The sequence below is a fragment of the Streptomyces sp. LaPpAH-108 genome, assembly GCF_000373625.1.
Classification (GTDB): domain Bacteria; phylum Actinomycetota; class Actinomycetes; order Streptomycetales; family Streptomycetaceae; genus Streptomyces.
In genome coordinates this window covers 68,321-93,735 of sequence record NZ_KB891993.1, presented here as the reverse complement: position 1 = coordinate 93,735, position 25,415 = coordinate 68,321, and the positions used below count along the sequence as shown (strand labels likewise).

The 25,415-nt window shown below is 72.8% G+C and carries 24 protein-coding genes; 8 read left to right on the top strand and 16 right to left on the bottom strand.

Going from position 1 to position 25,415, the window contains the following annotated elements:
* The first annotated feature begins 294 nt into the window (after positions 1 to 294).
* A complete protein-coding gene (locus B079_RS0111815) occupies positions 295 to 2,703 on the top strand; it encodes a M4 family metallopeptidase (RefSeq protein WP_018546010.1) in 2,409 nt (802 codons plus the stop codon).
* A gap of 85 nt (positions 2,704 to 2,788) precedes the next feature.
* Here B079_RS0111815 and B079_RS0111810 read toward each other — a convergent pair whose 3' ends face one another.
* The 3 genes from B079_RS0111810 to B079_RS0111800 all read right to left on the bottom strand — a co-directional run bounded on the left by B079_RS0111810 (position 2,789) and on the right by B079_RS0111800 (position 5,641).
* Entirely contained in the window at positions 2,789 to 3,934 is a 1,146-nt protein-coding gene (locus B079_RS0111810; RefSeq protein ID WP_078495952.1) for a glycoside hydrolase family 64 protein, read from the bottom strand.
* A 205-nt stretch (positions 3,935 to 4,139) separates the two neighbouring features.
* Entirely contained in the window at positions 4,140 to 4,895 is a 756-nt protein-coding gene (locus B079_RS0111805) for a dienelactone hydrolase family protein (RefSeq protein WP_018546008.1), read from the bottom strand.
* Positions 4,896 to 5,020: 125 nt separating this feature from the next.
* Positions 5,021 to 5,641: an L-threonylcarbamoyladenylate synthase gene (locus B079_RS0111800; RefSeq protein WP_018546007.1), complete on the bottom strand. Its 621-nt coding sequence runs from the start codon at positions 5,639 to 5,641 to the stop codon at positions 5,021 to 5,023.
* Between the two features lie 161 nt (positions 5,642 to 5,802).
* On the opposite strand from B079_RS0111800, the gene B079_RS0111795 reads away from it, so the two are divergent.
* On the top strand, positions 5,803 to 7,308 hold the full coding sequence (locus B079_RS0111795; RefSeq protein ID WP_018546006.1) for a helix-turn-helix domain-containing protein: 1,506 nt from the start codon (positions 5,803 to 5,805) through the stop codon (positions 7,306 to 7,308).
* Between the two features lie 149 nt (positions 7,309 to 7,457).
* Here B079_RS0111795 and B079_RS0111790 read toward each other — a convergent pair whose 3' ends face one another.
* The 6 genes from B079_RS0111790 to B079_RS0111765 form a co-directional block, all read right to left on the bottom strand.
* Positions 7,458 to 8,714: a serine hydrolase domain-containing protein gene (locus B079_RS0111790; protein ID WP_018546005.1), complete on the bottom strand. Its 1,257-nt coding sequence runs from the start codon at positions 8,712 to 8,714 to the stop codon at positions 7,458 to 7,460.
* A gap of 105 nt (positions 8,715 to 8,819) precedes the next feature.
* Positions 8,820 to 9,932, bottom strand: coding sequence for a PP2C family protein-serine/threonine phosphatase (locus B079_RS0111785; protein WP_026248598.1), 1,113 nt, complete (start codon positions 9,930 to 9,932; stop codon positions 8,820 to 8,822).
* A 193-nt stretch (positions 9,933 to 10,125) separates the two neighbouring features.
* The gene (locus B079_RS0111780; RefSeq protein WP_018546003.1) at positions 10,126 to 11,052 is read right to left on the bottom strand and encodes a Gfo/Idh/MocA family protein; all 927 of its coding nucleotides are present in this window, start codon (positions 11,050 to 11,052) and stop codon (positions 10,126 to 10,128) included.
* 36 nt (positions 11,053 to 11,088) lie between these two features.
* Entirely contained in the window at positions 11,089 to 12,072 is a 984-nt protein-coding gene (gene tgmB / locus B079_RS0111775) for an ATP-grasp ribosomal peptide maturase (RefSeq protein WP_018546002.1), read from the bottom strand.
* A gap of 16 nt (positions 12,073 to 12,088) precedes the next feature.
* Positions 12,089 to 12,280 (bottom strand): putative ATP-grasp-modified RiPP, encoded by a 192-nt coding sequence (tgmA, locus tag B079_RS0111770; protein ID WP_018546001.1) that lies wholly within the window; start codon positions 12,278 to 12,280, stop codon positions 12,089 to 12,091.
* Positions 12,281 to 12,499: 219 nt separating this feature from the next.
* Positions 12,500 to 13,366: a fructosamine kinase family protein gene (locus B079_RS0111765; RefSeq protein ID WP_026248597.1), complete on the bottom strand. Its 867-nt coding sequence runs from the start codon at positions 13,364 to 13,366 to the stop codon at positions 12,500 to 12,502.
* A 297-nt stretch (positions 13,367 to 13,663) separates the two neighbouring features.
* Here B079_RS0111765 and B079_RS0111760 point away from each other — a divergent pair, with 297 nt between their 5' ends.
* On the top strand, positions 13,664 to 14,269 hold the full coding sequence (locus B079_RS0111760; protein WP_018545999.1) for a hypothetical protein: 606 nt from the start codon (positions 13,664 to 13,666) through the stop codon (positions 14,267 to 14,269).
* A 168-nt stretch (positions 14,270 to 14,437) separates the two neighbouring features.
* A complete protein-coding gene (locus B079_RS0111755) occupies positions 14,438 to 15,079 on the top strand; it encodes a class F sortase (RefSeq protein ID WP_018545998.1) in 642 nt (213 codons plus the stop codon).
* 23 nt (positions 15,080 to 15,102) lie between these two features.
* Here B079_RS0111755 and B079_RS0111750 read toward each other — a convergent pair whose 3' ends face one another.
* The 3 genes from B079_RS0111750 to B079_RS0111740 all read right to left on the bottom strand — a co-directional run bounded on the left by B079_RS0111750 (position 15,103) and on the right by B079_RS0111740 (position 18,531).
* Entirely contained in the window at positions 15,103 to 16,293 is a 1,191-nt protein-coding gene (locus B079_RS0111750) for a GDSL-type esterase/lipase family protein (RefSeq protein WP_018545997.1), read from the bottom strand.
* Positions 16,294 to 16,347: 54 nt separating this feature from the next.
* Complete coding sequence (locus tag B079_RS0111745; RefSeq protein ID WP_018545996.1) at positions 16,348 to 16,917, bottom strand: TetR/AcrR family transcriptional regulator; 570 nt, start codon at positions 16,915 to 16,917, stop codon at positions 16,348 to 16,350.
* Between the two features lie 159 nt (positions 16,918 to 17,076).
* Positions 17,077 to 18,531, bottom strand: coding sequence for a glyceraldehyde-3-phosphate dehydrogenase (locus tag B079_RS0111740; protein WP_018545995.1), 1,455 nt, complete (start codon positions 18,529 to 18,531; stop codon positions 17,077 to 17,079).
* A 187-nt stretch (positions 18,532 to 18,718) separates the two neighbouring features.
* Here B079_RS0111740 and B079_RS0111735 point away from each other — a divergent pair, with 187 nt between their 5' ends.
* The 4 genes from B079_RS0111735 to B079_RS0111720 all read left to right on the top strand — a co-directional run bounded on the left by B079_RS0111735 (position 18,719) and on the right by B079_RS0111720 (position 22,421).
* Positions 18,719 to 19,942, top strand: a complete 1,224-nt coding sequence (locus B079_RS0111735) for a hypothetical protein (protein WP_018545994.1) — start codon at positions 18,719 to 18,721, stop codon at positions 19,940 to 19,942.
* Positions 19,943 to 20,014: 72 nt separating this feature from the next.
* Positions 20,015 to 20,335, top strand: a complete 321-nt coding sequence (locus B079_RS0111730) for a hypothetical protein (RefSeq protein WP_018545993.1) — start codon at positions 20,015 to 20,017, stop codon at positions 20,333 to 20,335.
* Between the two features lie 95 nt (positions 20,336 to 20,430).
* Positions 20,431 to 21,261 (top strand): PP2C family protein-serine/threonine phosphatase, encoded by an 831-nt coding sequence (locus tag B079_RS0111725; protein ID WP_018545992.1) that lies wholly within the window; start codon positions 20,431 to 20,433, stop codon positions 21,259 to 21,261.
* Between the two features lie 146 nt (positions 21,262 to 21,407).
* Entirely contained in the window at positions 21,408 to 22,421 is a 1,014-nt protein-coding gene (locus tag B079_RS0111720; RefSeq protein WP_018545991.1) for an MASE1 domain-containing protein, read from the top strand.
* Positions 22,422 to 22,431: 10 nt separating this feature from the next.
* Here the strand turns inward: B079_RS0111720 and B079_RS0111715 are convergent, their stop codons facing one another.
* From B079_RS0111715 to B079_RS0111700, 4 genes are all read right to left on the bottom strand, one after another.
* Positions 22,432 to 22,902 (bottom strand): ATP-binding protein, encoded by a 471-nt coding sequence (locus B079_RS0111715; protein WP_026248596.1) that lies wholly within the window; start codon positions 22,900 to 22,902, stop codon positions 22,432 to 22,434.
* 260 nt (positions 22,903 to 23,162) lie between these two features.
* The gene (locus B079_RS31770; RefSeq protein WP_018545989.1) at positions 23,163 to 23,336 is read right to left on the bottom strand and encodes a CsbD family protein; all 174 of its coding nucleotides are present in this window, start codon (positions 23,334 to 23,336) and stop codon (positions 23,163 to 23,165) included.
* A 100-nt stretch (positions 23,337 to 23,436) separates the two neighbouring features.
* Positions 23,437 to 24,081 carry a DedA family protein gene (locus B079_RS0111705; RefSeq protein WP_018545988.1) on the bottom strand — a complete coding sequence of 215 codons (645 nt, stop codon included), beginning with the start codon at positions 24,079 to 24,081 and terminating at the stop codon, positions 23,437 to 23,439.
* Positions 24,082 to 24,171: 90 nt separating this feature from the next.
* Entirely contained in the window at positions 24,172 to 25,413 is a 1,242-nt protein-coding gene (locus B079_RS0111700) for a cation:proton antiporter (protein WP_018545987.1), read from the bottom strand.
* Positions 25,414 to 25,415 lie beyond the last annotated feature (2 nt).

Genomic DNA, 25,415 nt, shown 5'->3' with positions numbered 1-25,415 from the left:
CCCTTTCTTTGACGAGTCGTCACCGAGGCTTTGCGGTACGAGGTTTGAGGATCACCAGCGTGTTACGGGCACTTTGCGCGCCCTAGGGAAAACCCTCGGTTGCCCTCGTCGTGGATGACATGTGCTGGTCAACGGTGCCATTCTCGCCCGGTACGCACATTCTTCCCACGCTCTTCACGCTTCACCTCTCGTCGCACAGCACGGCCCCGCACAGCTCAGCTCGCCCGGGCAGCACACCCGTCTGCCCGGTCTGTCACCGGCCGCGCCCCGGCGGCCGTAGCAGGAGGAGTACGAGTGAGACGCCTTCCCCACAGACGCCTTTCCCGCAGAGGCGCCACGGTCGGAGCCGCCCTGGTCTCCACCGCGGCCTTCCTGGCCGTAGGCATCCAGGCGAACCCCGCGGCAGCCCGGCCCGCCGCCCCCCACCCCAGCCCGCTGCGCACCGGCGCTCTGGAGGCCGAGCTCAGCCCCGCCCAGCACGCCGCGCTCCTCAAGAGCGCCAAGGGCAACGTCACGCAGACCGCCCGCACCCTCGGCCTCGGTGCCAAGGAGAAGCTGGTCGTCCGGGACGTCGTCAAGGACAACGACGGCACCGTGCACACCCGTTACGAGCGCACCTACGCGGGCCTGCCGGTCCTCGGCGGCGACCTCGTGGTGCACACCCCGCCCGCCTCCCTGGCCGCGGGCACGGTCAGCACCACGTTCAACAACAAGCGGACCCTCAAGGTCGCCTCCACCACCGCGGCCGTCACCAAGTCCGCCGCGCAGTCGACGGCGCTCAAGGCCGCCAAGGCCCTGAAGGCCGACAAGCCCGCCGCCGACAGCGCGCGCAAGGTGATCTGGGCCGGCTCCGGCAGCCCGACGCTCGCCTGGGAGTCCGTGATCGGCGGCTTCCAGGACGACGGCACGCCGAGCAAGCTGCACGTCATCACCGACGCCACCACCGGCAAGGAGCTGTACCGCTACCAGGCGGTCCAGACCGGCACCGGCAAGACGCAGTACAGCGGCACGGTCAGCCTCAACACCACGCTGTCCGGCTCCACCTACCAGCTGTACGACACCACGCGCGGCGGCCACAAGACGTACAACCTGAACAAGGGCACCTCCGGCACCGGAACCCTGTTCACCGACGCCGACGACGTCTGGGGCTCCGGGGCGGGATCCGACACCCAGACCGCCGCGGCCGACGCGGCCTACGGAGCCCAGGAGACCTGGGACTTCTACAAGAACACCTTCGGCCGCAGCGGCATCCGCAACGACGGCGTCGCCGCCTACAGCCGGGTCCACTACAGCAGCGGCTACGTCAACGCCTTCTGGGACGACTCCTGCTTCTGCATGACCTACGGCGACGGCACGGGCAACACCCACGCCCTCACCTCGCTCGACGTCGCGGGCCACGAGATGAGCCACGGCGTCACCTCCAACACCGCCGGGCTCAACTACACCGGTGAGTCGGGCGGGTTGAACGAGGCCACCTCCGACATCTTCGGCACCGGCGTGGAGTTCTACGCCAACAACGCCTCGGACCCCGGTGACTACCTCATCGGCGAGAAGATCGACATCAACGGCGACGGCTCCCCGCTGCGCTACATGGACAAGCCCAGCAAGGACGGCGCGTCCAAGGACAGCTGGTCCTCCAGCCTCGGCGGCCTCGACGTGCACTACTCCTCGGGCCCGGCGAACCACTTCTTCTACCTGCTGAGCGAGGGCAGCGGCACCAAGGTCATCAACGGTGTCACCTACAACAGCCCGACCTCCGACGGCGTCGCCGTCACCGGGATCGGCCGGGACAAGGCGCTCCAGATCTGGTACAAGGCGCTGACGACGTACATGACGTCCAGCACCAACTACGCGGGCGCCCGCACCGCCGCCCTGAACGCGGCCACCGCGCTCTACGGCGCCAACTCCGCCGAGTACGCGGCCGTCGGCAACGCCTTCGCCGGGATCAACGTCGGCAGCCACATCAACCCGCCCGCGGACGGCGTGACCGTCACCAACCCGGGCAGCCAGTCCGCCACCGTCGGCAACGCGGTCAGCCTCCAGATCCAGGCGAGCAGCACCAACAGCGGCGCGCTCAGCTACAGCGCCTCGGGGCTTCCCGCCGGGCTGTCCATCAACAGCTCCACCGGTCTGATCTCCGGCACGCCGACCACCGCGGGCACCTCCAGCACCACGGTCACGGTCACCGACTCGGCGGGCAAGACCGGCACCGCGGCCTTCTCCTGGACGGTCAGCGTCACCGGCGGCGGCTGCTCCTCGACCCAGCTGCTGGCCAACCCCGGCTTCGAGTCGGGCAACACCGGCTGGACGGCGACCAGCGGCGTCATCACCACCGCCAGCGGCCAGGCCAGCCACAGCGGCTCGTACAAGGCGTGGCTCGACGGCTACGGCTCCTCGCACACCGACTCGCTGTCCCAGTCGGTGACGATCCCCTCGGGCTGCAAGGCGACGCTCACCTTCTGGCTGCACATCGACTCGGCGGAGACCACCACCAGCACGCAGTACGACAAGCTCACGCTGACCGCCGGTTCGACCACCCTGGCCACGTACTCGAACCTCAACAAGGCATCGGGCTACAGCCAGAAGACCTTCGACCTGTCCTCGCTGGCGGGCCAGACGGTCACCCTGAAGTTCAACGGGGTCGAGGACTCCTCGCTCCAGACCAGCTTCGTGGTGGACGACACCGCCCTCACCACCAGCTGACCTCCGCACACCGCGACGCGGCCCCCGTGCACGGAACGTCCGTGCACGGGGGCCGCGTTGTGTGGCTTTCCGCGTTGTGCGGCTCTCAGCTCAGCGGATCGAGCGTGAGGTACGCCGTCTGCGGGTTGCCGTCGTTGACCAGCGACTCGTGGTTGCCGACGTCGTCGAACGCGAAGGCGTACGCCTTGCCGTCGGCCATCTGGGAGTGAATGGCCTTGGCGTACTGGTTCGTCACCCCGTCCTGGTAGAAACCGGCGTCCGAGGAGTCCGGCTGGTTGGGGTTGGTGAGCAGGGTGGAGCGGTTGTAACCGGCGCACAGAGTACGGGAGATGGGGCCCCGCACCTGGTCGTTCGGCGCGTCCAGCAGGTTGTGGCAGCCGAAGATGCTGCCCGCGTCCGGCTTCTGGAAGCTGGTGACGACCGCGCCGGAGGAGTTGGTGAAGTTCATGACGTTGCCCGAAACCCGCCCGAAATACTTGGTGTTGGGCTGGTCCGTGAACGGCGTGACCGTCAGGGTCTGCGAGGAGTACTTCTGCCAGACCCGGTTGACGTAGTCGTCCATGACGTTCGCGGGCAGCGCCCCGGTCTCCACGCCGTACAGCGGGGACAGCGCGCGCAGCACGGTGCCGTCCGAGCGGGTCTGGACGAGGCCCGACCAGCCGGACTTGCCGCGCAGCGTGTTCAACACGTTCGTGTAGCCACCGGACTTGAGGTGACCTGTCGTGACGGTCGATCCGTCGCCGCGCTTGACCCCGACCGCGTACGGCGCCGAGAACATGTCGACCTGCGTGCTGTTGAGCCACAGGCCGCCGTCGTTGAGCGTGTACTCGGACCAGCTGAACAGGGTGTCGCGGTTGGGGTCCGACGGGTTCTGCACGGCCGGCTGCACCAGACCGCCGGTGGTGAGCCGGAAGTCGAGCTTCTTGCCGTAGGAGAAGTAGATCCGGCCGGAGAACTTGGGTATCCGGATCGTGGCGGTCTGGCCGGGGCCTGGCCCGGCGATCGACGCGTCGGGCGCCGGGGTCGGCGGGTTGCCGCCCGCGGGCCAGGCGTGGAAGCCGCCGTTCGCGTCGGCCCAGCCCTGGCGGCCCGAGGACAGCTGCGTGCCCAGGTCGTAGATGTAGACCTGGTCACCCCGGCCCGAGTTGTTGGTGATCTGGAGCGGGATCGTGTCCGGCACCGCCGCACTGGCGTGCTCCGGGACTCCGAACACGACCACCCCGCCGACCATGGCGGCCACGGCCGCCGCACTCGTCGCGAACCGCGGGATTCTTCGAGTCAACTCTCCACCTCCGTGTGGGGATCGGGGCGGAACGGAAATTGGTCCGTACCTGCATGAGAGCGCTCTCAGAGTGCGGGCGGAACGGAGGGCTGTCAATTGCTCCGGCCGGACACATTGAGTAACGTGCCGATGCCTAGGCAGATTTGACGATACGTCAGAACGTGCGGTGCAGCAGGTCCAGGAGGGCTCGCCAGTGGCGTTCGTCCGCTTCCGCGTCGTAGGCCGTCGTGTCCGACTGGGTGTAGCCGTGGGTGGCGCCCGGGTAGACCTCGGCGGTGTGGCGGACGCCTGCCGCCGTGAGGGCGTTCTCCAGGCGGTCGCGCTGGGACTTGGGCAGGGAGCGGTCCTTGTCGGCATGGCCGAAGTACAGCTCCGCCGTGATGTGTCCGGCGCCCAGGTGCGGGCTGTCGGGTTCCTCGGTCGCCAGGTTGCCGCCGTGGAAGCCCGCGGCGGCGGCGACCCGGTCCGGGTGGGTGGCCGCCGTGCGCAGCGCGAGCCGGGCGCCCATGCAGTAGCCCACCAGCGCGACCGGGCCGTCCGCGACCAGCGGATCGGCGGCCATCCGGGCCAGGAAGGCGTCCGCGTCGCGCTCCGCCTGGTCCGGCTTGAGCGAGCCGACCAGCGGACCGAGCCGCCGCCAGATGGACGGATCGGCGCCCGGGTCGATGAACTCGGGCAGCCGCACGACCGGGGCCGGGCCCGAGCGGTAGAACACGTTCGGCACCAGGACCGTGTACCCCTCGGCGGCCAGCCGGTCCGCCATCTCCCGCAGCCGGGGCCGCAGCCCGTAGGCGTCCTGGTAGAACAGGACGCCCGGGTGCGGCTCTCCGTCCGCCGGGTGGACGAGATAGGCGTCGGCGACGCCGTCCTTCGTCGGGATCTGAACGGTCGTACCCTCCACGGCGGTCATCGCGCGAGCCTCCTGGGATCACCGGCGCCCGGCGGGATGCCCCGGCGCCCCTCCCGGCTCATGCTGCCACGCAAGATCCACGACGGAGCGCCCGGCCCGCCGCCTCACGTGCCCGGCCCGCTGCCTCACTCGAACAGCGATACGTCCCCGGCGCCCCGGCGCACGACCTCCGGCTCCCCGGAGGAGAAGTCCACCACCGTGGTCGGCTCCGTGCCGCACTCCCCGGAGTCCACCACCGCGTCCACCACATGGTCGAGCCGGTCCTTGATCTCCCAGCCCTGCGTCGGCGGCTCCTCCTCGTCCGGCAGCAGCAGCGTGCTGGAGACCAGCGGCTCACCCAGCTCCGCGAGGAGCGCCTGCGTCACCACATGGTCCGGGATGCGCACCCCCACCGTCCGCTTCTTCGGATGCAGCAGCTTGCGCGGCACCTCGGGGGTCGCGGGCAGGATGAAGGTGTAACTCCCGGGCGTCGCCGCCTTGATCGCGCGGAACACGTCGTTGTCGATCCGCACGAACTGCCCGAGCTGCGCGAAGTCCCGGCACATCAGCGTGAAATGGTGCCGGTCGTCCAGATGACGGATGGAACGGATGCGCTCCATGCCGTCCTTGCTGCCCAGTTGGCAGCCCAGCGCGTAACAGGAGTCCGTCGGATACGCGATCAGCGCCCCCGAACGGACCGCGTCGGCGATCTGCGCGACGGCGCGCGGCTGCGGGTTGTCGGGATGCACGTCGTAATACTTCGCCATCCGCCGAGCTTATGCCGTCCCCGCCTGCCACCGGCGCACCCCGCCCGCGCGGCCCCCACCGCGCCGTGTTCTGCGGCACACCCCTGCGCCCCGCACGCCCTCTTCGGGTAACGTCCACCGACGAAACCCGAGGTCAGCACCGATATGAGGAGCGAAACGACGTGGCCGCCCGAGCAGCCGACGGCCCCCGGGAGCCGTACGGCCCCGACGCCCCCTGGGCGGAGCAACTGCTCGACCAGCTCCGCCCCGCCGTCCGTGACCCGCGCCGCGTCGTCGCCTGGCTCGCCCGCGGCATCCGCGCCTCGGTCAGCCTCCAGGACGCGCACGGCACCGTCCTCGCGGGCGACCCCCTGCCGCTCGACCCCGGACTCGTCGGCCGCATCGCCCGGGGCGGGCTCTCCTCGGCCGCCCTGGAGGAGGACGGCCGCCACATCCGGCTCACCACGACCACCGGCGCCGCCCTGGCCGTGGCCCGCGCCGAACCCTTCGACCAGCGCACCGCCGAGATCGTCCACCGCACCGCCACCGTCCTCGCCCTCCTGCTGCGCGAGGCCGAACTCGCCGACGCCGGACGCCGGTTGCGCCGCGCCTCCGCCGACCTGCGCCTCGCGATCCTGCAACTGCTCATGGTCGAGGACGTCGTCTCCGCCCGCCGCGTCGCCGCCGGACTCTGGCCCGGACTGCTCGAAGGGGACACCGCCCGCGTCTACGTCGTCGAGGCGTCCCCCGCCGAACGCGACGCCCTCGCCGAGAGCTGCGCCGAGGCCACCGAGGGCGGCGCGCTCGTCGTGCGCTGCCCCGCCATGGATGGCCACGTCATCGTCGTCAGCCCCGCCCCCGCCGCCGGACAGCGGCTGCGCGCCCTCCTCGGCGACCACCCCGGCGTCTACCTCGGCGGCAGCACCCGCCAGCGCCTCGCCCGCACCGCCACCGCCTACGGACAGGCCGTCAGCGCCCTCGCCGTCGCCCGCCACCGCCCCGACCGCAGCGCCGTCTACGCCGAACGCACCCACCCTGAGCGCCTGTTGGACCCCGCCGCCCTGCGCGCCTGGTCCGCCGCCCTGCTCCGCCCGCTCGACACGCTGCCCCACCACATACGCGCCGAACTCCTCGCCACCACCCGGCTCGGACTCGACTTCACCGCCGTCAACGCAGCCAAGGTGCTCGGCGTCAGCCGCAACACCGTCCGCGCCCGCATGGACCGCGTCGCCGCCCTGCTCGGCACCGACCTGACCGACCTCACCGCCCGCGCCGCCGTACGCCTCGCCCTCGTCACCGAGGCCGCGCACGGGCCGTACGACCCCGCCGCCGCACGGCCCCGTACGCCCGCCGGACTCGGCGGACTGCTCGGCTCGCCCGCGCTGCGCGACTGGGCCGACGCGCTGCTCGGCCGCCTCGACGGCGACGGCCGGGACCTGCGCGGCACCCTGCGCGCCTGGATCGCCGCCGGGGCCAACGCCGAACGCGCCGCCCGCGAACGCGGCGTCCACGCGCAGACCGTGCGCGAGCACGTCCGGGCCGCCGAACCCGTCCTGGAACGGCAGTTGCTGGCCGGCGGCACCGATCTGTACGAGGTGGTCCTCGCCCATCTGGCCTGCGGCGACCTGCGACCGCCCCCGCACGACGGTTCGAACGGGGACCAAGCGGACGCCCCTGTGCACGAGTGAGTGGTCGCCGCCCCGGACCGGGCACGGACGCGATGGCCACCGGCGCGCGCCGCGCGTAGATTCGACGGTCGGCGGGGCACGACCGGAGCGGGGGACCGGTCGGGGCCCCGCCGGCCTGTTTCCGCATCCGGTGGCTCCCGGCTCCCGGCTCACCGCGCCGCGGGCTGCGCGGGCAGGTCGAAGACGTGCCCCGGGGAGATGATCCGCGTGATCGCCTGGCCCAGCAGCGTGCTCGGCTCCTGCCCGTCGTGGTCGATGTCGGTGTTCAGCAGCACCACGAGCGTGGTGCGCGCCGAGGGCAGATAGACGGTCAGCGACTCGTACCCCGGCAGCGAGCCGTTGTGGCCGATCCAGCCGTGCACGTCGAAGATGCCGAGCCCGTATCCCGCGCCCGGCACGCCCGTCGGCGGGGTCACCAGGCGCTGGCGCTGCGTCGACTCGTCGATCATCCGCCTGCCGTCGGGGAGTTCACCGGTCGCCACCGTGGGCGCCCACACGCGCAGATCGTCCAGCGTGGAGACCATCGCGCCCGCCGCCCAGCCCCAGGACGGGTTCCAGCCCGCCGTCTCCTCCACCTTCCCGTCGGCCGTCTGGTTCGTGTACCCCTGCGGATGCGGCTTCGGGAACTCGGCGCCGGACGGCAACGACGTACGGTTCATCCCGGCCGGGTCCAGGATGTGGTCCTTGATGTAGTCCCCCAGCGGCTGCCCGCTCCGCTGCTCCACGACCAGGCCGAGCAGGATCAGATTGGTGTTGGAGTAGTCGAACTTCTGCCCCGGTGGGAAGAGCACCGGGTGCTTGAAGGCGTAGTCCAGCAGCTCGCGCGGGGTGAAGGAGCGCTGCGGATCGGAGGTCAGCGCCTTGAAGAAGTCCGGGTCGTCCGAGTAGTTGTACAGCCCGCTGCGCATCCCGGCCAGTTGCCGCAGGCTGATCTTGTCGCCGTCGGGGACACCGCCGATGTACCGGGAGACCGGGTCGTCCAGGGAGACCTTCCCCTGGTCCACCAGCTGGAGCAGCGCGGTCACCGTGAACGTCTTGGTCTCGCTGCCGATCCGCGTGTACAGGTCCGGGGCCATCCGGCGCCCGTCGCTCCTGTCGGCCACCCCGAAGGAGCGGACGTAACTGCCCTGGTCCGGCGTCCAGATGCCGACCGTCACACCCGGCACCCGCGCCTCGTCCATCACCTCGCGCACGGCACTGTCCAGCCGGTCCGCGACCTCGGGCGTCAGCTCGCGCACCCCGCTGTCCGGGCTGTCCGACGGGGAGGGGCCGGGCGCGGCGGCCGGGGCGAGCAGCGGGGCGGCTCCCGCCGGAGCGGCGGCGAGCGGCAGGGCGAGCGCCGCGAGTGCCACGGCGGTCAGAGCGACGGCGGCTTTCCGGCGCGGGCGTACGGGCGGACGGGGCATGGGCTGCCTCCAAGCACGTGGGACACGACCGTGCGGTGGGCGAGACCGATGAGCGAGACCGATGGGCGAGACGTCAGCGACCCGGAACTCCCAGGATAGGAGCGCTCACCCGGCCCCGCCCGTCGGCACCGGCGCCAGCACCAGCACCGTCGCGTCGTCCCGCACCTCGTACCCGAGCCGCCGTACATCCGTCCACAGCGCGCTCGGCAGCTCGGGCGCGCCGTGCCAGGAGAGCGCGGCCAGCCGCTCGGGCAGCGGATAGAAGGTGCCGTCGGCGTTGCGCGCCTCCCACAGTCCGTCGGAGGCGATCAGCAGCCGGTCGCCCGGCCGGAGGTCGACGGTCACCTCCTTCGGCGGGTCGACCCCGATCAGACCGATGCCCAGCGGCGGCCCCGGCGTCACGGTCGTCTCCCAGGCGCGGCCCCCGCGCAGCACCACCGGGGGCGGATGCCCGCACGCCACCACCCGCACCGAGCGCATGTCGGCGGAGAACTCCAGCAGCACGGCCGTCGCGAACAGCTCCGCGTGCCGCACCCCGGCCGAATCCACCGTGAGCCTGCGGTCCATCCGCGCGGCCACCGCCTCCAGGTCCGGCTGGTCCAGCGTCGCCTCCCGGAACGCGCCGAGCAGCGCCACCACCGTGGCGACCGCCTCCAGGCCGTGCCCCCGTACGTCCCCCATCACCGCGCGCACCCCGAACGGGCCGTCCCGCACGTCGTAGAAGTCCCCGCCCACCAGCGTCCCGCCCTGCGCGGCCCGCGAGAAACCCGCGCACGCGACCGCGCCGACCCGCTCCGGCAGCTCCGGGAGCACGGCCCGCTGGACCGCCTCGCCGATCGCGCGCTCGGTGCCCAGCTGGGCGTCGCGGTGGCTGCGCACATAGGAGACGAACACACTCAGCAAGGAGACGAACACGATGGTGAGCAGATCGGTGTCACCGGGCCGGTTCAGATGGGTCATCGGCAGCAGCAGCGCCACCACCACCAGGACACCCAGCAGCGCGGTCGCCAGCGGGCCGTACGACAGCACCGCGAGCGGCGGGATCGCGCCGAGCAGGAAACCGAGATCGCCCGCGTGCGGGGTCACGAGCGTCGCCAGGGACACGGCCAGCAGCAACAGCGCCGGAAGCACCCGCACCCAGCGCGGCGGCGGCGCACCCCGCAGCCAGCCGCGACGTTCCCGGCTCCGGCGCCCTGACCGGCCGCGCAACGATCTCACAACGCCACGCTACGCCGGGGCCGTCACCGGGGCCTTCTCCGGACACCCGGCCGGGGCACGCGCCGCTCGACCGGCCCCGGCGGGGCGCCGGGTGCCGGGTCCGTCCCCACCGGCAGCACCGGGGCTGCCCGGTCCGCCGACCGCGCCCGTCACACCCGGCCCGTCACACCCGGCCTCTCGCATCCGGCCCGGCTCACCCCGCCGGGCTCACCCCGTCCGTCGCCGTCGTCCAGCCCGCCGGTTCGCCGGTCAGCCGGGCCTGGGCCGCCGACAGGATCTCGGTGATGCGCAGCCCGAACGCCGCGTCGCACGGATGCGGGCGGCCCGTGCGCGCCGCGTCCCGGAGCGCGTCGACGGCGCGGGTGAGCGCGGGGACCGCGCCCTCCGAGCCGCGGGGGAGGAGGGCGACGCCCGCCTCGCCGCGCAGCTCCACATCGGCGCCCGCGGCGGCGGGCGGCGCGGTGAGGCTCAGGGTGAGGGTGCTGGACGCGCCGGTCGCGTGGTCGAGCACCAGGTGCACGGTGTCCGAGGGACCGTGCACCGCCGACAGGACCTCGCGCACATCACCGAGGACCGGCAGCAGCACCGACAGCGCGTGCGGGCCCACGTCCCACAGCGCCCCCTTCTCCCGCCGCCAGGCCGAGGCCGCGAACGGACTCCCGGTCGTGAACACCGCGCCCAGCCACTGCGCCCGCGCCGTGAACCAGCCCGACTCGGCGGCCTGTTCGTCGATCCACGCCTCCGGCTCCTTCTGGAACCGGGTGGTCAGGAACACCACCGAGGCGACCTGGGCCCGCTCCGCGGCGACGACCACCTCACGCGCCTCGGCGACGTCCACCGCCAGCGGCTTGTCCAGCAGCAGATGACAGCCCGCCCGGGCCGCCCGCACCGCGAGCCCCGCCTGCACCGACGGCGGCAGCGCCACCGCCACCGCGTCCACCCCGGCCAGCAGCTCGTCCACGTCCTCGTACGCCCGGACGCCGTACTCCCCGGCCAGCTCGGCCGCCGCCTCCGGGCGGCGCCCCCACACCCCGGCGAAGTCCACGGCCGTGTGGGCCGCGAGCGCGGGCGCGTGTGCCGCCCGCGCCCAGGGGCCCGTCCCCAGCAGTCCGATGCGCATGTCGCGTTCCTCTCCTTCGAGCCGGCCGGCACCGCGTCACGGCGCCCTGTCCCTCTCGCCCTTGAGATACGTCCGCCCCGGCTCTCCGTCTCCGGCCAGCCAGCGTGCGATGGCCTGGGCGATCGGCTGACCGGTCTCCAGCTCGACGAAACCGAACTGGCCCGACTGATTGCACTCCAGGAACCACCACACCCCGTCCGCGTCCTCCGCGAAGTCGAAGGCGCCGTACGCGAGTTCCGCCCCGCGCAGATACCGGTGCACGCCCTCGGCCACGCGCGGCGGCACCTCGGCGGGCCGCCAGGGCGAGACGGACGGCGCGAACCGCACGTCCACGTCGTCGGGATGGGCGTCCGGATCGACCGGCTTGCGCGCCGCGAGGAGCCGGTCCCCGACAGCCGTCAGCCGGATGTCGGCCCGCTTGGCGACCCGCTGCTGGAGCAGGGTCGGACCGTAGGCGACGGCCGTGAAGTCGGCGTCCGGCGCGACCCGGCTGGTCGGCACCGCACGCGGCGGCTCCTGCGGATGCGCCCCCGAGACCGGCTTGACCACCAGATCCGGGAAACGCCCCGCGAACTCCCGGGCCGCCTCCGGGTACGTCGTGATCAGCGTGGCGGGCACGGCGAACCCGCTGCGCCGCGCCAGATGCAGCTGCCAGGGCTTGTACCGGGCCCGCCGGGCCGCGTCCGGATGGTTCATCCAGCGTGCCCCGGCGCACCGCAGCATCCCGTACAGCGCCTGCGTGGACTCCTCGGTCAGCCAGGCGGACGGCCGGGCGGCCCGCGCCGCCGCCCGCCCCGGCCTGCGCACCCACACGGAGCGCACCGCGCCGAGGCTCACCAGACGGCCGCCGACGGACAGATGCCCGTCGGCGGACCCGCCCGTCAACTCGGCCGACAGGGTCACCCCGTTGGTGAGATCGGCGGGATCGAGCCGGACGACGGGCACGCCCGTCTCGCCCAGGCGGAGGACCACCATGTCCGCCGTCACGTCCTCGTCGCTGGTGAGGATGAGCACGGTCATCGTCCGGGGCCCGCGTTCAGTCGTCGAAGTGGGTCTTGGAGCCCGCCGTGGAGGTGGTGGTCCCCAGGGCGTGCAGCGTCGCGTGGTCGGTGGCGGCGATCCTTCCGTCCGGGAGGACGTTCAACTGGAGCCCGGCGTCGTACGCGTACGGGGCGGTGACATCCAACTGCACAGCGGGTCGTGCGTAGTTGAGCGTGAACGGTTGCATGGTCGTCCTCCCTGATTCGTTCTTTCACGTCCTTATACGAATCGAACGATTGGTTGGTTTCCTCACACTCCGTGACCGGTGTCCGGAGGCGGTGCGGGGAGCGCCGTTCGGCGTCAGCCAGAAAGACGCCGAAGGCGGGGGAGTGGCTGCGTCAAATCGACGCGGATTCAGCGGAGTTCGGATGCCCGCGCGTCGAGCGGCCAAGCCCGGCAGGGCGGTTCAGCCGGACAGCGCCGTACGGGCCGCCGCGACGGCCTGATCGGCGTAGGACCGGCCGAACAGCACCGCGTGCACCAGCAGCGGGAAGAGCTGATGTATACCGACCCGGTCGCGCCAGCCGTCGGCGAGCGGCGCCGTCTCCTCGTACCCGGCGAGCACGTGGTCCCACTCGGGACAGCCGAACAGCGCCAGCATCGCGAGGTCGGTCTCCCGGTGCCCGCCGTGCGCGGCCGGGTCGATGAGACGGACCTCACCGTCCGCGCCCCAGAGGACGTTGCCCTGCCACAGGTCGCCGTGCAGCCGCGCGGGCGGCTCGGCGGGCCCCGCCAGTCCGGGCAGCCGCTCGCACACCGACTCGACCACGGACGCCTCGCCCGGCCGGATCGTGCCCGCGTCCACCGCCGTGCGCAGATACGGCAGCACGCGGTGCTCGGCGTACCAGCGCGGCCAGTCGTCGCCCCGGACGTTGCGCATGGGCGCCCGGCCGATGAACGCCTCCTCCGGCCCGTCCGGCGGCGCCGCGCCGAACGCGGGCGCCCCGGACGCGTGCAGCTCCGCGAGCGCCTGGCCGAAACGCAGCGCGGCCCCGGCCTCGGGACGCCCGGTCGGCACGTACTCGGTGACCAGCCAGCGCTCGTCGGCGCCGAGCACCCGGGGCACGCGCACCGACCCGGCAGCGCCCAGCCAGCGCAGTCCGGCCGCCTCCGCGCGCACCGCGCCCGGGCCGTCCCCGCGCTTGACCATCACCGCCGTACCGTCCTCGAGCATCACCACCGCGGGCGACCCGGACGGCGCCGGGCCGCTGACGGGACGGCGCCCGGTGAGCCGGGACGCCACCGCCCCTGGAGCCTCGCCTCGCTCGATCACGCCCACAGGGTACGACCCGTCAGAGGCGTCCCAGGGGCGGAACTTCGCGCTTTACTACGACGAAATCCGGCCAAAGTCGCGTCGCCGCAGCGCGGTCCTCCGCCTCCGGCGTGATCACCGTTGACCCGTCCGGGGGCGCTCGCGGCGTGTCGCTGGGACAGACGGGTGGAGCGGTGACCCGGCTGGGCGGCCTGGATCGCGCGCCGGGGCGCCCTGTTCGACGGTGGTTCGTGTCGGGGCCGGGTCCTGACAGCCGATGAGGTATCCGCTGCCCGGCCACGGCGGAAGGACACCGATATGCGTTCTGCCCGCATTCTTCTCGCCACGGCGGCCGCATCCGCCGCCCTCGCCCTCGCCGTCCCCGGAGCCGCGCTCGCCGGGGACGACGGAGGCCGGGACGACTCCTCCTACAACAAGCAGGACAGCGGCTCCGGCAGCGACCACGGCAAGGGGTCCGGTAAGGGCTCCGGCGACGGCTACGACAAGGGCTCCGGCGACGGTTCGGGCAAGGGCTCGGGCGACGGCGGCGGCTACGACGAGCCGCGCGGCGGCATGCACACCGGCGGCGGCGCCCTCGCCTCCGTCCTCAGCAGCGGCAGCAGCAGCGGCAGCGGAGACGACTGGAGCTCCAGCTCCAGCTCCAGCGGCAGTGACGACAGCCGCTTCGACCCCGAGACCTACAAGGACAAGGGCGACACCGGCAAGAGCGACTCCGGCAGCGGCAAGGGGGACAGCGGCAAGGGGGACAAGGACGACGAGCCGCGCGGCGGGATGCACACCGGCGGCGGCGGTCTCGCCGACGACTCCAGCTCGACGACGACGGGCGGTCTCGCGGTGCTCGCCGCGGGCGCGGCCGGGGTGTACGTGCTGCGGCGCAGGAAGGCCGCCGGTTCGGCCTCCTGACCGACTCGCCTTCCCCGCCCCTGTCGTCGGACTCCCTGCGCCCGCCCGCCGTGGCGACGGGAGTCCGGCGACAGGGCCAGGGGCCACGGCCGCCGGTACCCCTCGGGGTCCGGCGGCCGGCGCCCCGGTCCCGAACCGCGCTGCCGTGACCGAGTGAGGTGGTGTCCGATGGCAGCAGATCCCTCCCCGCACCGCGCCGACGAACAGGCCGCCCGCGGGGGCCGGCTGACCCTGTGGGGCGTGGCGATCGTCGTCCTCGTGCTCAGCGTGCTCAGCGGCCATCACGGCACCGGCACGGTCCCGGGCGCGACCCGCGCCGCCGGTACGACGGCCGCCACCGGCCCTGCGGGCCCGGCCCTGCCCCGGTCCGCGCCGACCCGCCTGGTCATCCCGAAGATCGGGGTGAACGCCCCCTTCACCGCCCTCGTCCTCGGCTCCGACGGCCGCCTGGAGCCCCCGCCCGCCGACAACACCAACCTCGTCGGCTGGTACAGCAAGGGCGTCTCGCCCGGTGAGAAGGGGACCTCGGTCATCGCCGGACACGTGGACACGAAGACCTCCGCCGCCGTCTTCGCCGGTCTCGACGCCCTGCTCCCCGGTGACCGGTTCACCGTCGAGCGCGCCGACGGCCGCACCGCGAAGTTCGTCGTGGACAGCGCCGAGACCTTCGAGAAGGACGACTTCCCGAGCGACCGCGTCTACGACAACGCGGCCCGCCCCGAGGTGCGGCTGATCACCTGCGCGGGCGACTACGACCACACGGCCAAGGACTACACCGAGAACCTGGTGGTGTTCGCGCACCTGGTGTGACGCTCAGCGAGCGACCCGCGTGCTCAGCGGGCGGCCGGCGTGCTCAGCGGGCCGCCCGGCGCGAAGGCCAGCGCGGCGAAGCGCTCCCCGATGCGCCGGTGGGCCGCGGCGTCCGGGTGCAGCCCGTCGGGCAGCGGCAGCTCCGCGAAGTCGGCCGCGCCGTACAGCTCGCGCCCGTCGAGAAGGTGCAAGTGGCGGTCCTCGGTGGCCCGTTGGCGCACGATGCGGGCCAGCTCCTCGCGGATCACGTTCAGGGTCAGCCTGCCCTGGTCCCGCTCCGCCGGATCACCGGCCGCCCGGAACGCGAGCCGTCCCTCGCTCAGCGCGGTGAAGTCGGGCAGCGTCGGTCCCGGCGTGTCCTCGTGCAGCGGGCACAGGACCGGCGAGACGACGAGCAGCGGCGTGTCGGGGTGACCCTCGCGGATCGTGTCGAGGAAGCCGTGCACGGCGGGCCCGAACGCGCGCAGCCGCATCAGATCGGTGTTGACCAGGTTGATGCCCAGCTTGACGCTGATCACGTCGGCGGGCGTGTCCCGCAGTGCGCGGGCGGTGAACGGGTCAAGCAGGGCGCTGCCCCCGAGGCCGAGGTTGATCAGCTCCACCCCGCCGAGCCCGGCGGCGACGGCGGGCCAGGTGCCGGTCGGGGACGCGGCGTCGGAGCCGTGGCTGATCGAGCTGCCGTGGTGCAGCCACACCGGACGCTCCCGCTCCCGTACGGCGGTGACGGGCGCGTCGGTGCGCAGCGCGACCAGTTCGGTGGTCTCGTTGTGCGGCAGCCAGATCTCCACGGTCTTGTCCTCGGGGGACAGGCCGGTGAAGCGCGCGGTGCCCACCGGGCCGGGGTGGTGCTCGGCGGTACCGGCCGCCATGTCGATCAGCAGGGTGTTCCCGCCCGGGACGGAGGTGCTGCCCGCCGGGCGTCCGTCCACGAGCAGGTCGTACACGCCCTCGGGGCGTGGCGGCGCACCGGCGTAGACCCGCTTGGTGGGCAGGGTGTCCAGCTCGACGGTGGTGGCACGGGTGCGGAACACCAGCCGTACGCCCGCCGGTTGGGACTCCACCAGGTGCAACTGCGGGTCGGCGCACTGGGCGCGGGCCCGCGCGGGCAGCCGGTGGGGGAGCAACCCCCGCTCGGTGCGCTCCAGTTCGAGGGCGCCGTGTATGAGACCGGCGGTGAGGGGCGTGGTGGTCAGGTCGTCGGACACGGTGGTCATCGGTGCTGCCTGTCGGAAGAGGGGGGTGTGATTCGGGGCGTGCGGCCAAGTCGCTCAGGCGGACGGCCAGTTGCGCAGCAGCGCGTCCAGGGCGTCGAGGCCGCGGTCCCAGGACTCCTGCGAGCCGGGCGTGCTGTGGTCGAAGGCGCCCGCCGACTCCAGTCCGACCCAGCCGCTGAACACGCTGCCCAACAGTCGTACCGCATGGGTCTGTTCGGGTTCGGAGAGGTCGTAGCCGCGCAGGATCGCGCGGGTCATCCGGGCGTGCCGTCCGCCCGCGCTCGCGGCGGCGTCCTCCGGGTCGAGCCGGTACGAGGCCGCGGCGAAGCGGCCGGGGTGCGCGCGGGCGTAGTCGCGGTAGGCGTTCGCGAAGCCCGTCAGGGCGTCCTTGCCCGCCCGGCCCGCGAGCGCCTCGGCGGCGCGGTCGGCCAGCTCCTCCAGTGCGAGCAGTGCGATCCGGGTGCGCAGATCGTGGTTGCCCCGCACATGGGAGTACAGGCTCGCCACCTTCACGTCGAACCGCCGGGCCAGCGCCGACACCGTGACCTGGTCGAACCCGGCCTCGTCGGCCAGCTCCGCCCCGGCCCGGACCAGCCGCTCCGTGCTCAGACCCGCACGCGCCATGGGACACCTCCTGGGAAGACAGGACGATTATGCGGGTGCCTAAAGCTATTAGGCAAACGCGAATCTCTATTAGGGTCCAGGTAGCACGACGGCCGCCGACCGGGGCTTCCGGTCGGCGGCCGTCGTAAGGGGATCGCCGGGGCGTGCGCGGTGGGACCGTCAGACCGTGGTCGCCGGGAACGTCGGGTACTCGACCCCCGACACGTGCTGGACGATCCGGACCACCTGGCAGGAGTAGCCGAACTCGTTGTCGTACCAGAGGTAGAGGATCGCGTTGTCCCCGTCGACCTTGAGGGCGCCGCCGTCGACGATCGAGGCGTGCCGCGAGCCGATGAAGTCGCTGGAGACCGCGTCGGGCGCCGTGGTGAAGTCGATCTGCCGCTTGAGCGGGGAGGTCAGCGACACCTCGCGCAGGTAGTCGTGCACCTCGTCCCGGGTGGTCTCGCGGCCGAGCCGGAGGTTCAGGATCGCGATCGAGACGTCCGGCACCGGCACCCGGATGGAGCTACCGGTGATCGGCGCCTTCAGCTCCGGCAGCGCCTTCGAGACGGCGGACGCGGCACCGGTCTCGGTGATCACCATGTTGAGCGGCGCGGACCGGCCCCGGCGCTCGGCCTTGTGGTAGTTGTCCAGCAGATTCTGGTCGTTGGTGAAGGAGTGGACCGTCTCCACATGGCCGCGCAGCACACCGAACTCGTCGTCCATCGCCTTCAGTGGCGGCACGATGGCGTTGGTGGTGCAGGACGCGCAGGACAGGACGCGCTCGTCCGGCTTGATCGTGTCGTGGTTCACGCCGTGCACGATGTTCGGCACGTCGCCCTTGCCGGGCGCGGTCAGGACGACCTTGTCGATGCCGGGCCGCAGATGCTTCGACAGCCCCTCGCGATCACGCCAGTTGCCGGTGTTGTCGATGAGGATGGCGTCCCGGATGCCGTACTCGGTGTAGTCCACGGCCGACGGGTCGTCCGCGTAGATCACCTGGATCGTGTTGCCGTTCGCCACGATCGTGCCCGCGTCCTCGTCCACCGTGATGGTGCCCTGGAACTGGCCGTGGATCGAGTCGCGGCGCAGCAGCGAGGCCCGCTTGACCAGGTCGCCGCCCGCCCGGGCGCCACCCCCGCGCACCACGACCGCGCGCAGCCGCAGCCCGTTGCCCGACCCGGCCTTCTCGATCAGCAGCCGGGCGACGAGCCGACCGATCCGGCCGAAGCCGTAGAGCACCACGTCACGCGGCTCGCGGCGCTCGATCTTGTCGTCGCCGGTGGCCCCGGCGACCGCCTCGGCGGTGAACTCCGCCACGCTCAGCCCCCGGTCGTCCGCCTGGTACAGCGCGGCGAGCATCCCGAGGTCGATCTGGGACGGCCCGAGGTCGAGACCGGCCAGTGCCTGGAGGAACGGCATGGTCTCGGTGACCGACAGCTCCGCGCCCGCGATCTGCCGGGCGAAACGGTGCGTCTTGAGGATGCTGACCACCGACTTGTTCACCAGGGAGCGGCTGTGCAGCAGGACGGTCACGTCCCGCTCGCGGTGCAGCTTCCCGATGATCGGGATCATCGACTCCGCGATCTCCTCGCGGTTCTTCCAGTTCGTGAACGAGTCGTCGTTGACAGTCACAGATCTATCTTTCGAGCTAGGCGGCGCTCATATGGTGAACACACCCTACTTCTCCCTGTTCACAGTGCTGCCGGGGGGTGGGGTCCGGGCACGGGGACCTGACCTCCGTTCCTGAATCAGGGTGGAAGAGCGGGCGACACCCGGCTCGCGCATTGCACCGCCCGGGCCGCGTGACCATGGTCGGTGCGTGATCACGCCCTCCGTGCCCCGGCCCGAGCCGGTCGCCCCCCTCCGTCCCCCGCGCGCCCGTCCCCTGCGCGCCCGCGCGCTGCCCGGCGCCGTCCGCGCCCGGATGCCGGACGGCGCCCCGGCCGCCCTCGCGCTGTTCACCGGCGTCCGGCTGGCCGGGACCGTCGCCGTGATCATCGGCAACCTCCTCGCGGGCCGTCCCCTGGTCCGCGACCTCGCCCACGCCTGGGACGCCCGCTGGTATCTGCACATCGCCGAGCACGGCTACGGGAACCTCATCTGGATCACCCCGAGCGGTGGCGTCCAGACCGACTGGGCCTTCTTCCCGCTCTACCCCGCGCTGATCAGGGCCCTCACCCAGGTCTTCCCGCTCGTCCCCGGAGCCGCCGCACTCCTGATCTCCTGGACCGCCGCACTCGTCGCGGCCTACGGCGTCTACCTCGTCGGCCACCTGCTGCACGGCCGCGCCGCCGCCACCGCCCTGGTCGGGCTGTGGGCCGTCCTGCCGCACGCCGTCGAGCTGACGATCGCCTACACCGAATCCCTCTTCGCCGCCCTGGCCGCCTTCTCCCTGTACTGCGTCCTGCGGCGCCGCTGGCTGTGGGCGGGCGCGCTCGCCCTGCTCGCGGGGCTCGCCCGGCCCACCGGCTTCGCCGTGGCGGTCGCCGTCTGCGTCGCCGCCGCCCACGAGGCATGGCACCGGCACGGCCGGGTGCCGCCCGCGCTCTGGACCGGCGCCCTGATCTCCCCGCTCGGCTGGCTCGGCTACGTCCTCTGGGTCGGCCTGCGCACCGGCGACGTGCCCGGCGGCTACTTCACCGTGCAGAGCGCCTGGGGCTCCCGCTTCGACCTCGGCGCGGGCGCCGTCCGCTTCCTCGGCGCCCTCTTCGCCCACGGCGGGAAGTTCGTCTACCCGGTGGCCCTGCTCGTCGTCGTGATCTCCCTTGTCCTGTTCGGACTGCTCTGCCTGGACCGCGCCCCGCTGGTCCTCGTGGTCTTCAGCGGCGTCCTCGTCCTCCTCGTGATCTGCGGCTCCGGCTCCTTCTCCTCCAAACCGCGCTTCCTGCTGCCGGACTTCCCGCTGCTCATCCCGCCCGCCCGGGCGCTCGCCCGCGCCTGGGGGCCGCGCCGCGCCCAGGTCCTGCTGATCGGCGGCGCCCTGACCGCCGTCTCCCTGGTCTACGGCGCGTACGTCATGGTGGTGGCACACGCGCCGCTGTGACCCGTACGGGCGGCAGGGCTGTGCGAGGTCCCCGATCCGGGGTAGGAGGGCAGGCCCGAGGAAAGGAACGCCATGACCACGTACGTCATCACCGTCCCCGGTACCTTCACCGACGGGATCGAGCCCGACGCCCGCGCACGGCTCGGCCGGGCGCTGCGCCCCGCCGACCCGCACACCACCACCATGGGCAGCGACGAGGACCTCGACGCCCTCACCGTCAACGACGACGACACCTTCACCCTCCGCCTGACCGTCGAGGCGGACACCGGACCGCACGCCGAGCGGGAGGCCCGGAGCCTCGCCGACTCCGCCCTGCGCGCCGCCGGACTCGACGAGCACACCGCGCCGCTCGGACCCGCCGTGATCACGGGCATCGATTCACAGGTGCGGTGACCGGCCGTACCGGGTATTCACCCCACGAGACGACAAGACTCCAGCAAACCACCCAAAAGGCGGTTTCGGTGTCTCCGCCCAGCCGGAAGTGACCGATGTTCCGCAAGCGCTCCACGGACGACGGCGACGAACTGCTGGCCCGACTCGGCTCGCTCACCGCACAGGCGCGCGAGCGCGCGGAGCTGCAGCGCACCCAGGTCGAGCTGGCCATCGCCCTGCAACGCGGCATGCTCCCCCGTGACCTGCCCCGCCTGCCCGGCCTGCACCTGGCGGTGCGCTACGCCCCCGCCTACCAGGGCCTCAATGTCGGCGGCGACTGGTACGACGCCTTCGCCATGCCCGACGGCCGCATCGGCCTGTCCATCGGCGACGTCCAGGGCCACAACATCGAGGCCGCCGCCTTCATGGGCCAGGTCCGGGCCGCCCTGCGCGCCCTGGCCTCTGTCACCAGCGAACCCGGCGAACTCCTCGCCCGCACCAACGACCTGCTGCTCACCCTCGGCAGCGACCTCTTCGCCACCTGCACCTTCCTGCGCCTGGACCCCGCCACCGGTGTCCTGGAGAGCGCGCGGGCCGGACACATCCCCTTCGTCTGGGCCACCGCGGACGGCAAGTCCGGCATCGTCCACGACCTCGGCGGACCGCCGCTCGGCATCCAGGGCGGCCTGGAGTACCGCGTCACCCGGCACCGGCTGACCACCGGGGGCGTGTTCGTCCTGCTCACCGACGGCGTGGTGGAGGGCCCCTCGCTCAGCATCGACGAGGGGCTCGACCAGGTCGTACGGCTCGCGGGCATCGCCGCCGTCGCGGGCCTGGAGGTGCACGCGCTGGCCGCGGCGGTGATCAAGGGCGCGGAGAACATCGGGCACGAGGACGACGCGGCTGTGCTCGTCGTCGGCCACGACGGGCCGGACGGAGCCGGGTAGGACGGGCCGCCGCGCCGCGTGGGACGACCGGTTCGTCGCGTGGGACGGCCGCTTCGGGTCCATACGGCCCCGCCGGTTCAGCCATAGGGCCGCTCCGCACACCTCTCGCCTGGCCGAGGGCACAGCCCCGGTGTGAGAGTGCTGATGTGGTGGCAATCCTGGACGTGCGCCGGGCGGCCGGCCCGGCCCTCCAGATGCTGGCCGTCGCCGCCTGCTACTTCGCGGCGGGCTGGCTCGGGCTCATGCGCCGCCTCGTCGTGGACGGCGTCGTCGTCACCCCCATCTGGCCGCCGACCGGCGTCGCCGTGGCCGCCCTGCTCCTCCTCGGACTGCGCTGCTGGCCCGGGATCACCCTCGGCGCGTTCCTGATCGTCGCCTACCTCGACACCCCGGCGCCCTACGCGCTCGGCTATCTCCTCGGCAACACCGCCGCACCCCTGTGCGCGGCGGTGCTGCTGCGCCGTACCGGCTTCCGCACCGATCTGAGCCGGTTGCGCGACGGCGTCGCCCTGGTGTTCCTCGGCGCGCTGGGCGCCATGCTGATCAGCGCCACCACCGGCGTCGCCCTGCTCGTGGCCACCGACGCGCTGCCCCCGCACGCGTTCCTGACCGTCTGGCTCGCCTGGTGGGTGGGCGATGCGATGGGCGTCCTGCTCGTCACCCCGCTGCTGCTCCTGCTCCGCCAGGCGCGCAGACCCCCGACCACCCGCTGGAAAGAGGCGTTGGCCCTCGCCGTGGCCGCCTGCTGTGTCGTGCCGCTGGCCGTCTACAGCTCGTTCAGCCTGCTGTTCCTCGTCTACCCGGTCATCATCTGGGGCGCGCTGCGGTTCGAACTGGCCGGCAGCGTGGGCTGCGCGCTGCTCACCTCGGTGCTGGCCGCCGGAGCCGCCACCGAGGGCAGCGGGGCGTTCGCCGAACTGAGCCGCGTCCAGGTCATGGCCAAACTCCAGGGCTTCAACGGCACGATGGCGCTGACCGCGCTCCTGTTGTCCGCTGTGATCACCGAGCAGCGCCACACCCGGCGCTCCGTCGAGCGGGCCTGCCAGGAACTGGTCGAGGTGCTGGAACACCTCACCACCGGCGACGGCCCGCCGCCCAGGCCCGCGCCCTCCACCCCCTACGCCCCGGACCGGCCCACCCCGCCGAACCGGGGGCCCTGACCAGGGCTCCTCAGTGCTTGGGCGGGGCCGTCAGGGGCAGCGTCGCGGTCACCTGCTTGCCCCCGCGATGCGGGGTGACCTCCAGCGCGGCGCACAGCAGCGTCACCAGCCGCAGCCCGTGCCCGCCGATCCGCCCGGGGTCCGGCGGCTGGGGCCGGGGCGGTTCGGGGGAGCCGTCCGTGACACCGATGCGCAGCGTGCTCCCGTCCGGGGCCAGCTCAAGCAGCAGCGCGAACGGTCCCGTCGCGTGCTTGAACGCGTTGGTCACCAGCTCGCTGACCACCAGCTGAGCGTCCTGCACCACCCGGCGAGCCGGAACCGGCCGCACCCGGGCCAGCAGGCCGCCCACCGCCTCGCGCGCCTCGGAGAGCGAGGGCACACCGGCGTCCCACTCCCGCCTGACGCGCGGCGCCGCTGCCGCGCCGGTCCGCGCGGGCAACCGTGTCCCCGTCGTCGTCTGCGTCCTGAAGGGGAGGTCCATGGGTCGTCGCCCTTCTCCTCAGGGGCCGCCCCGATCCCTTCCTCGCGATCACGGAGGGCCGTGCCGTCCCTGTTGCGGTTACCCGCTGTGCCGCCGGACAAGAGCATCCGGCCACCAATCGCCCGATCGGACATCCGTCCCAGGTCAGCGCCGTGCGCACGACGGCGTACCTGGCCGGGAACCGCACACACGGGCGGGCCCGGAGCCCCCGTGAAGGGGAACTCCGGACCCGCCCGGCACCGGTGCGGTGTGCCGCCGGTTCAGTGTTTGAACGTGTCCTTCGTCTTCTCCTTGGCTTCGCGGGCATCCCCGCGCGCGCCTTCCATGCGGCCCTCGGCTTCCATCTTCTCGTTGCCGACGGCGCGGCCCATCGTCTCCTTGAGCTTGCCCTTGGCCTGCTCGGCCTTGGCCTTCGCCTTCTGGTCGCCAGCCATGGGGTTCACATCCCAACGTCTCTCGGGTCCGCTGTCCTCCTCCGCCTGTCCGCTGCGTCCCGGTCCAAACCCGCCCGGCACTCCCGTCCCGGCGGCACCGTCACGCGGACCGCGTTCCGGGCCCTCGGCGTTGCCGACGGCGCCGGACCACATGGCGTACGACCAGCGCGGCGACCACCACGGCCACGCCGATCAGCACATAGCGCTGGTAGCGGATGATCTCGTCGTACACCGTCGTGATGTGGCTGCCCGCCACATAGGCCACCGTGCACCACAGGCCCACCCACAGGGCGGCGCCCAGCGCGTTGAAGGCGAGGAAGCGCGGCCAGGGCATCCGTGTGGTGCCCGCGATCACCCCGTTGGCCTGACGCAGCCCCTCGACGAACCGGGCCACGGTGACGATCTTGCCGCCGTGCCGGTGGAAGAACCGCTCGGCGGCCTGGAAGCGCTGGGGCGTCAGAAAGACGTACTTGCCCCAGCGCTCCACGAAGACCCGGCCACCGGTGCGGCCGATCAGGTAGCCGATGTTGTCCCCGAGCACGGCCGCGACGAACGCGATGGCCGCCACGGCCACGATGTTCAGCTCGCCCGCGCCCGCGTAGACGCCCGCCGCCAGCAGGATCGTCTCGCCGGGGGCGGGCACCCCGAAGTCCTCCAGGAGGACGACCGCACCCACCGCCCAGTAGCCGTAGTGGCCGAGCAGCGGGGCCAGATCGGCCAGCGGGCCGGGCAACGGAGGCGCCATGCCCCAACGGTACGCCGCACCGGCCCGCTCACCCCGCACTGACCTGCGGGAAGACCACTCAGGGGCCCTCCCACAGGTTGCCGTGGACCCCTAGGCGCGGCCGACCGGGTCCGCCGCGGGCTCGGCGGCGTCGGCGGCGTCGGCCTTCGCCTCCACCGGCGCCGGGCGCGTACGCCGCCACCGCGTCAGCCGCATCGCGACCGTGTCGGTGTAGCGGGCGGTCAGCGGGCCGACGACGACCAGGATCAGCACGTACGCCGTGGCCAGCGGGCCGAGCCGGGAATCGATCCCCGAGGTGACGGCGAGTCCGGCGATGACGATGGAGAACTCGCCCCGCGCCACCAGCGTGCCGCCCGCCCGCCACCGGCCGCGTTCGGACACCCCCGCTCTCCGCGCCGCCCAGTACCCCGTGGCGATCTTGGTGAGGGCGGTGACGACGGCCAGCGCGAGCGCGGGCAGCAGCACCGGCGGAATGCTGACCGGGTCGGTGTGCAGGCCGAAGAACACGAAGAACACGGCCGCGAACAGGTCCCGCAGCGGGGCCAGCAGATTGTGGGCGCCCTCGGCGACCTCGCCGGAGAGCGCGATGCCCACCAGGAAGGCGCCGACCGCCGCCGACACCTGGAGCTTCTGCGCCACGCCCGCGACCAGCAGGGTCAGGCCCAGCACGACCAGGAGCAGCTTCTCCGGGTCGTCGCTGGAGACGAACCGGGAGATGATCCGGCCGTAGCGCACCGCGACGAGCAGGACGATCCCGGCGACGCCGAGCGCCACGGCGAGGGTGACACTGCCCGCCGCGAGCCCGGTCCCGGCCAGCAGCGCGGTGATCACCGGCAGATAGACCGCCATCGACAGGTCCTCGAGGACGAGGATGCTGAGGATGACCGGTGTCTCACGGTTGCCGAGACGGCCCAGGTCGCCGAGGACCTTGGCGATGACGCCGGAGGAGGAGATCCAGGTGATGCCCGCGAGGACCACGGCGGCGATGGGGCCCCAGCCGAGTATCAGGGCCATCGCGGCGCCCGGGAGCGCGTTGAGCGCGGCGTCCACGAGCCCCGCCGGATACTGCGTCCTCAGGTTGGAGACGAGATCGCCCGCCGTGTACTCCAGGCCCAGCATGAGCAGCAGCAGGATCACGCCGATCTCGGCGCCGATCGCCACGAACTCCTCGCTCGCGCCGAGCGGCAGCAGACCGCCCTCCCCGAAGGCGAGGCCCGCCAGCAGATAGAGGGGGATGGGCGAGAAGCGCAGCCGCGCGGCGAGGCGGCCGAGCAGCCCGAGGGCCAGGATGATGGCGCCGAACTCGATCAGGAAGACCGCGGAGGAGTGCATCC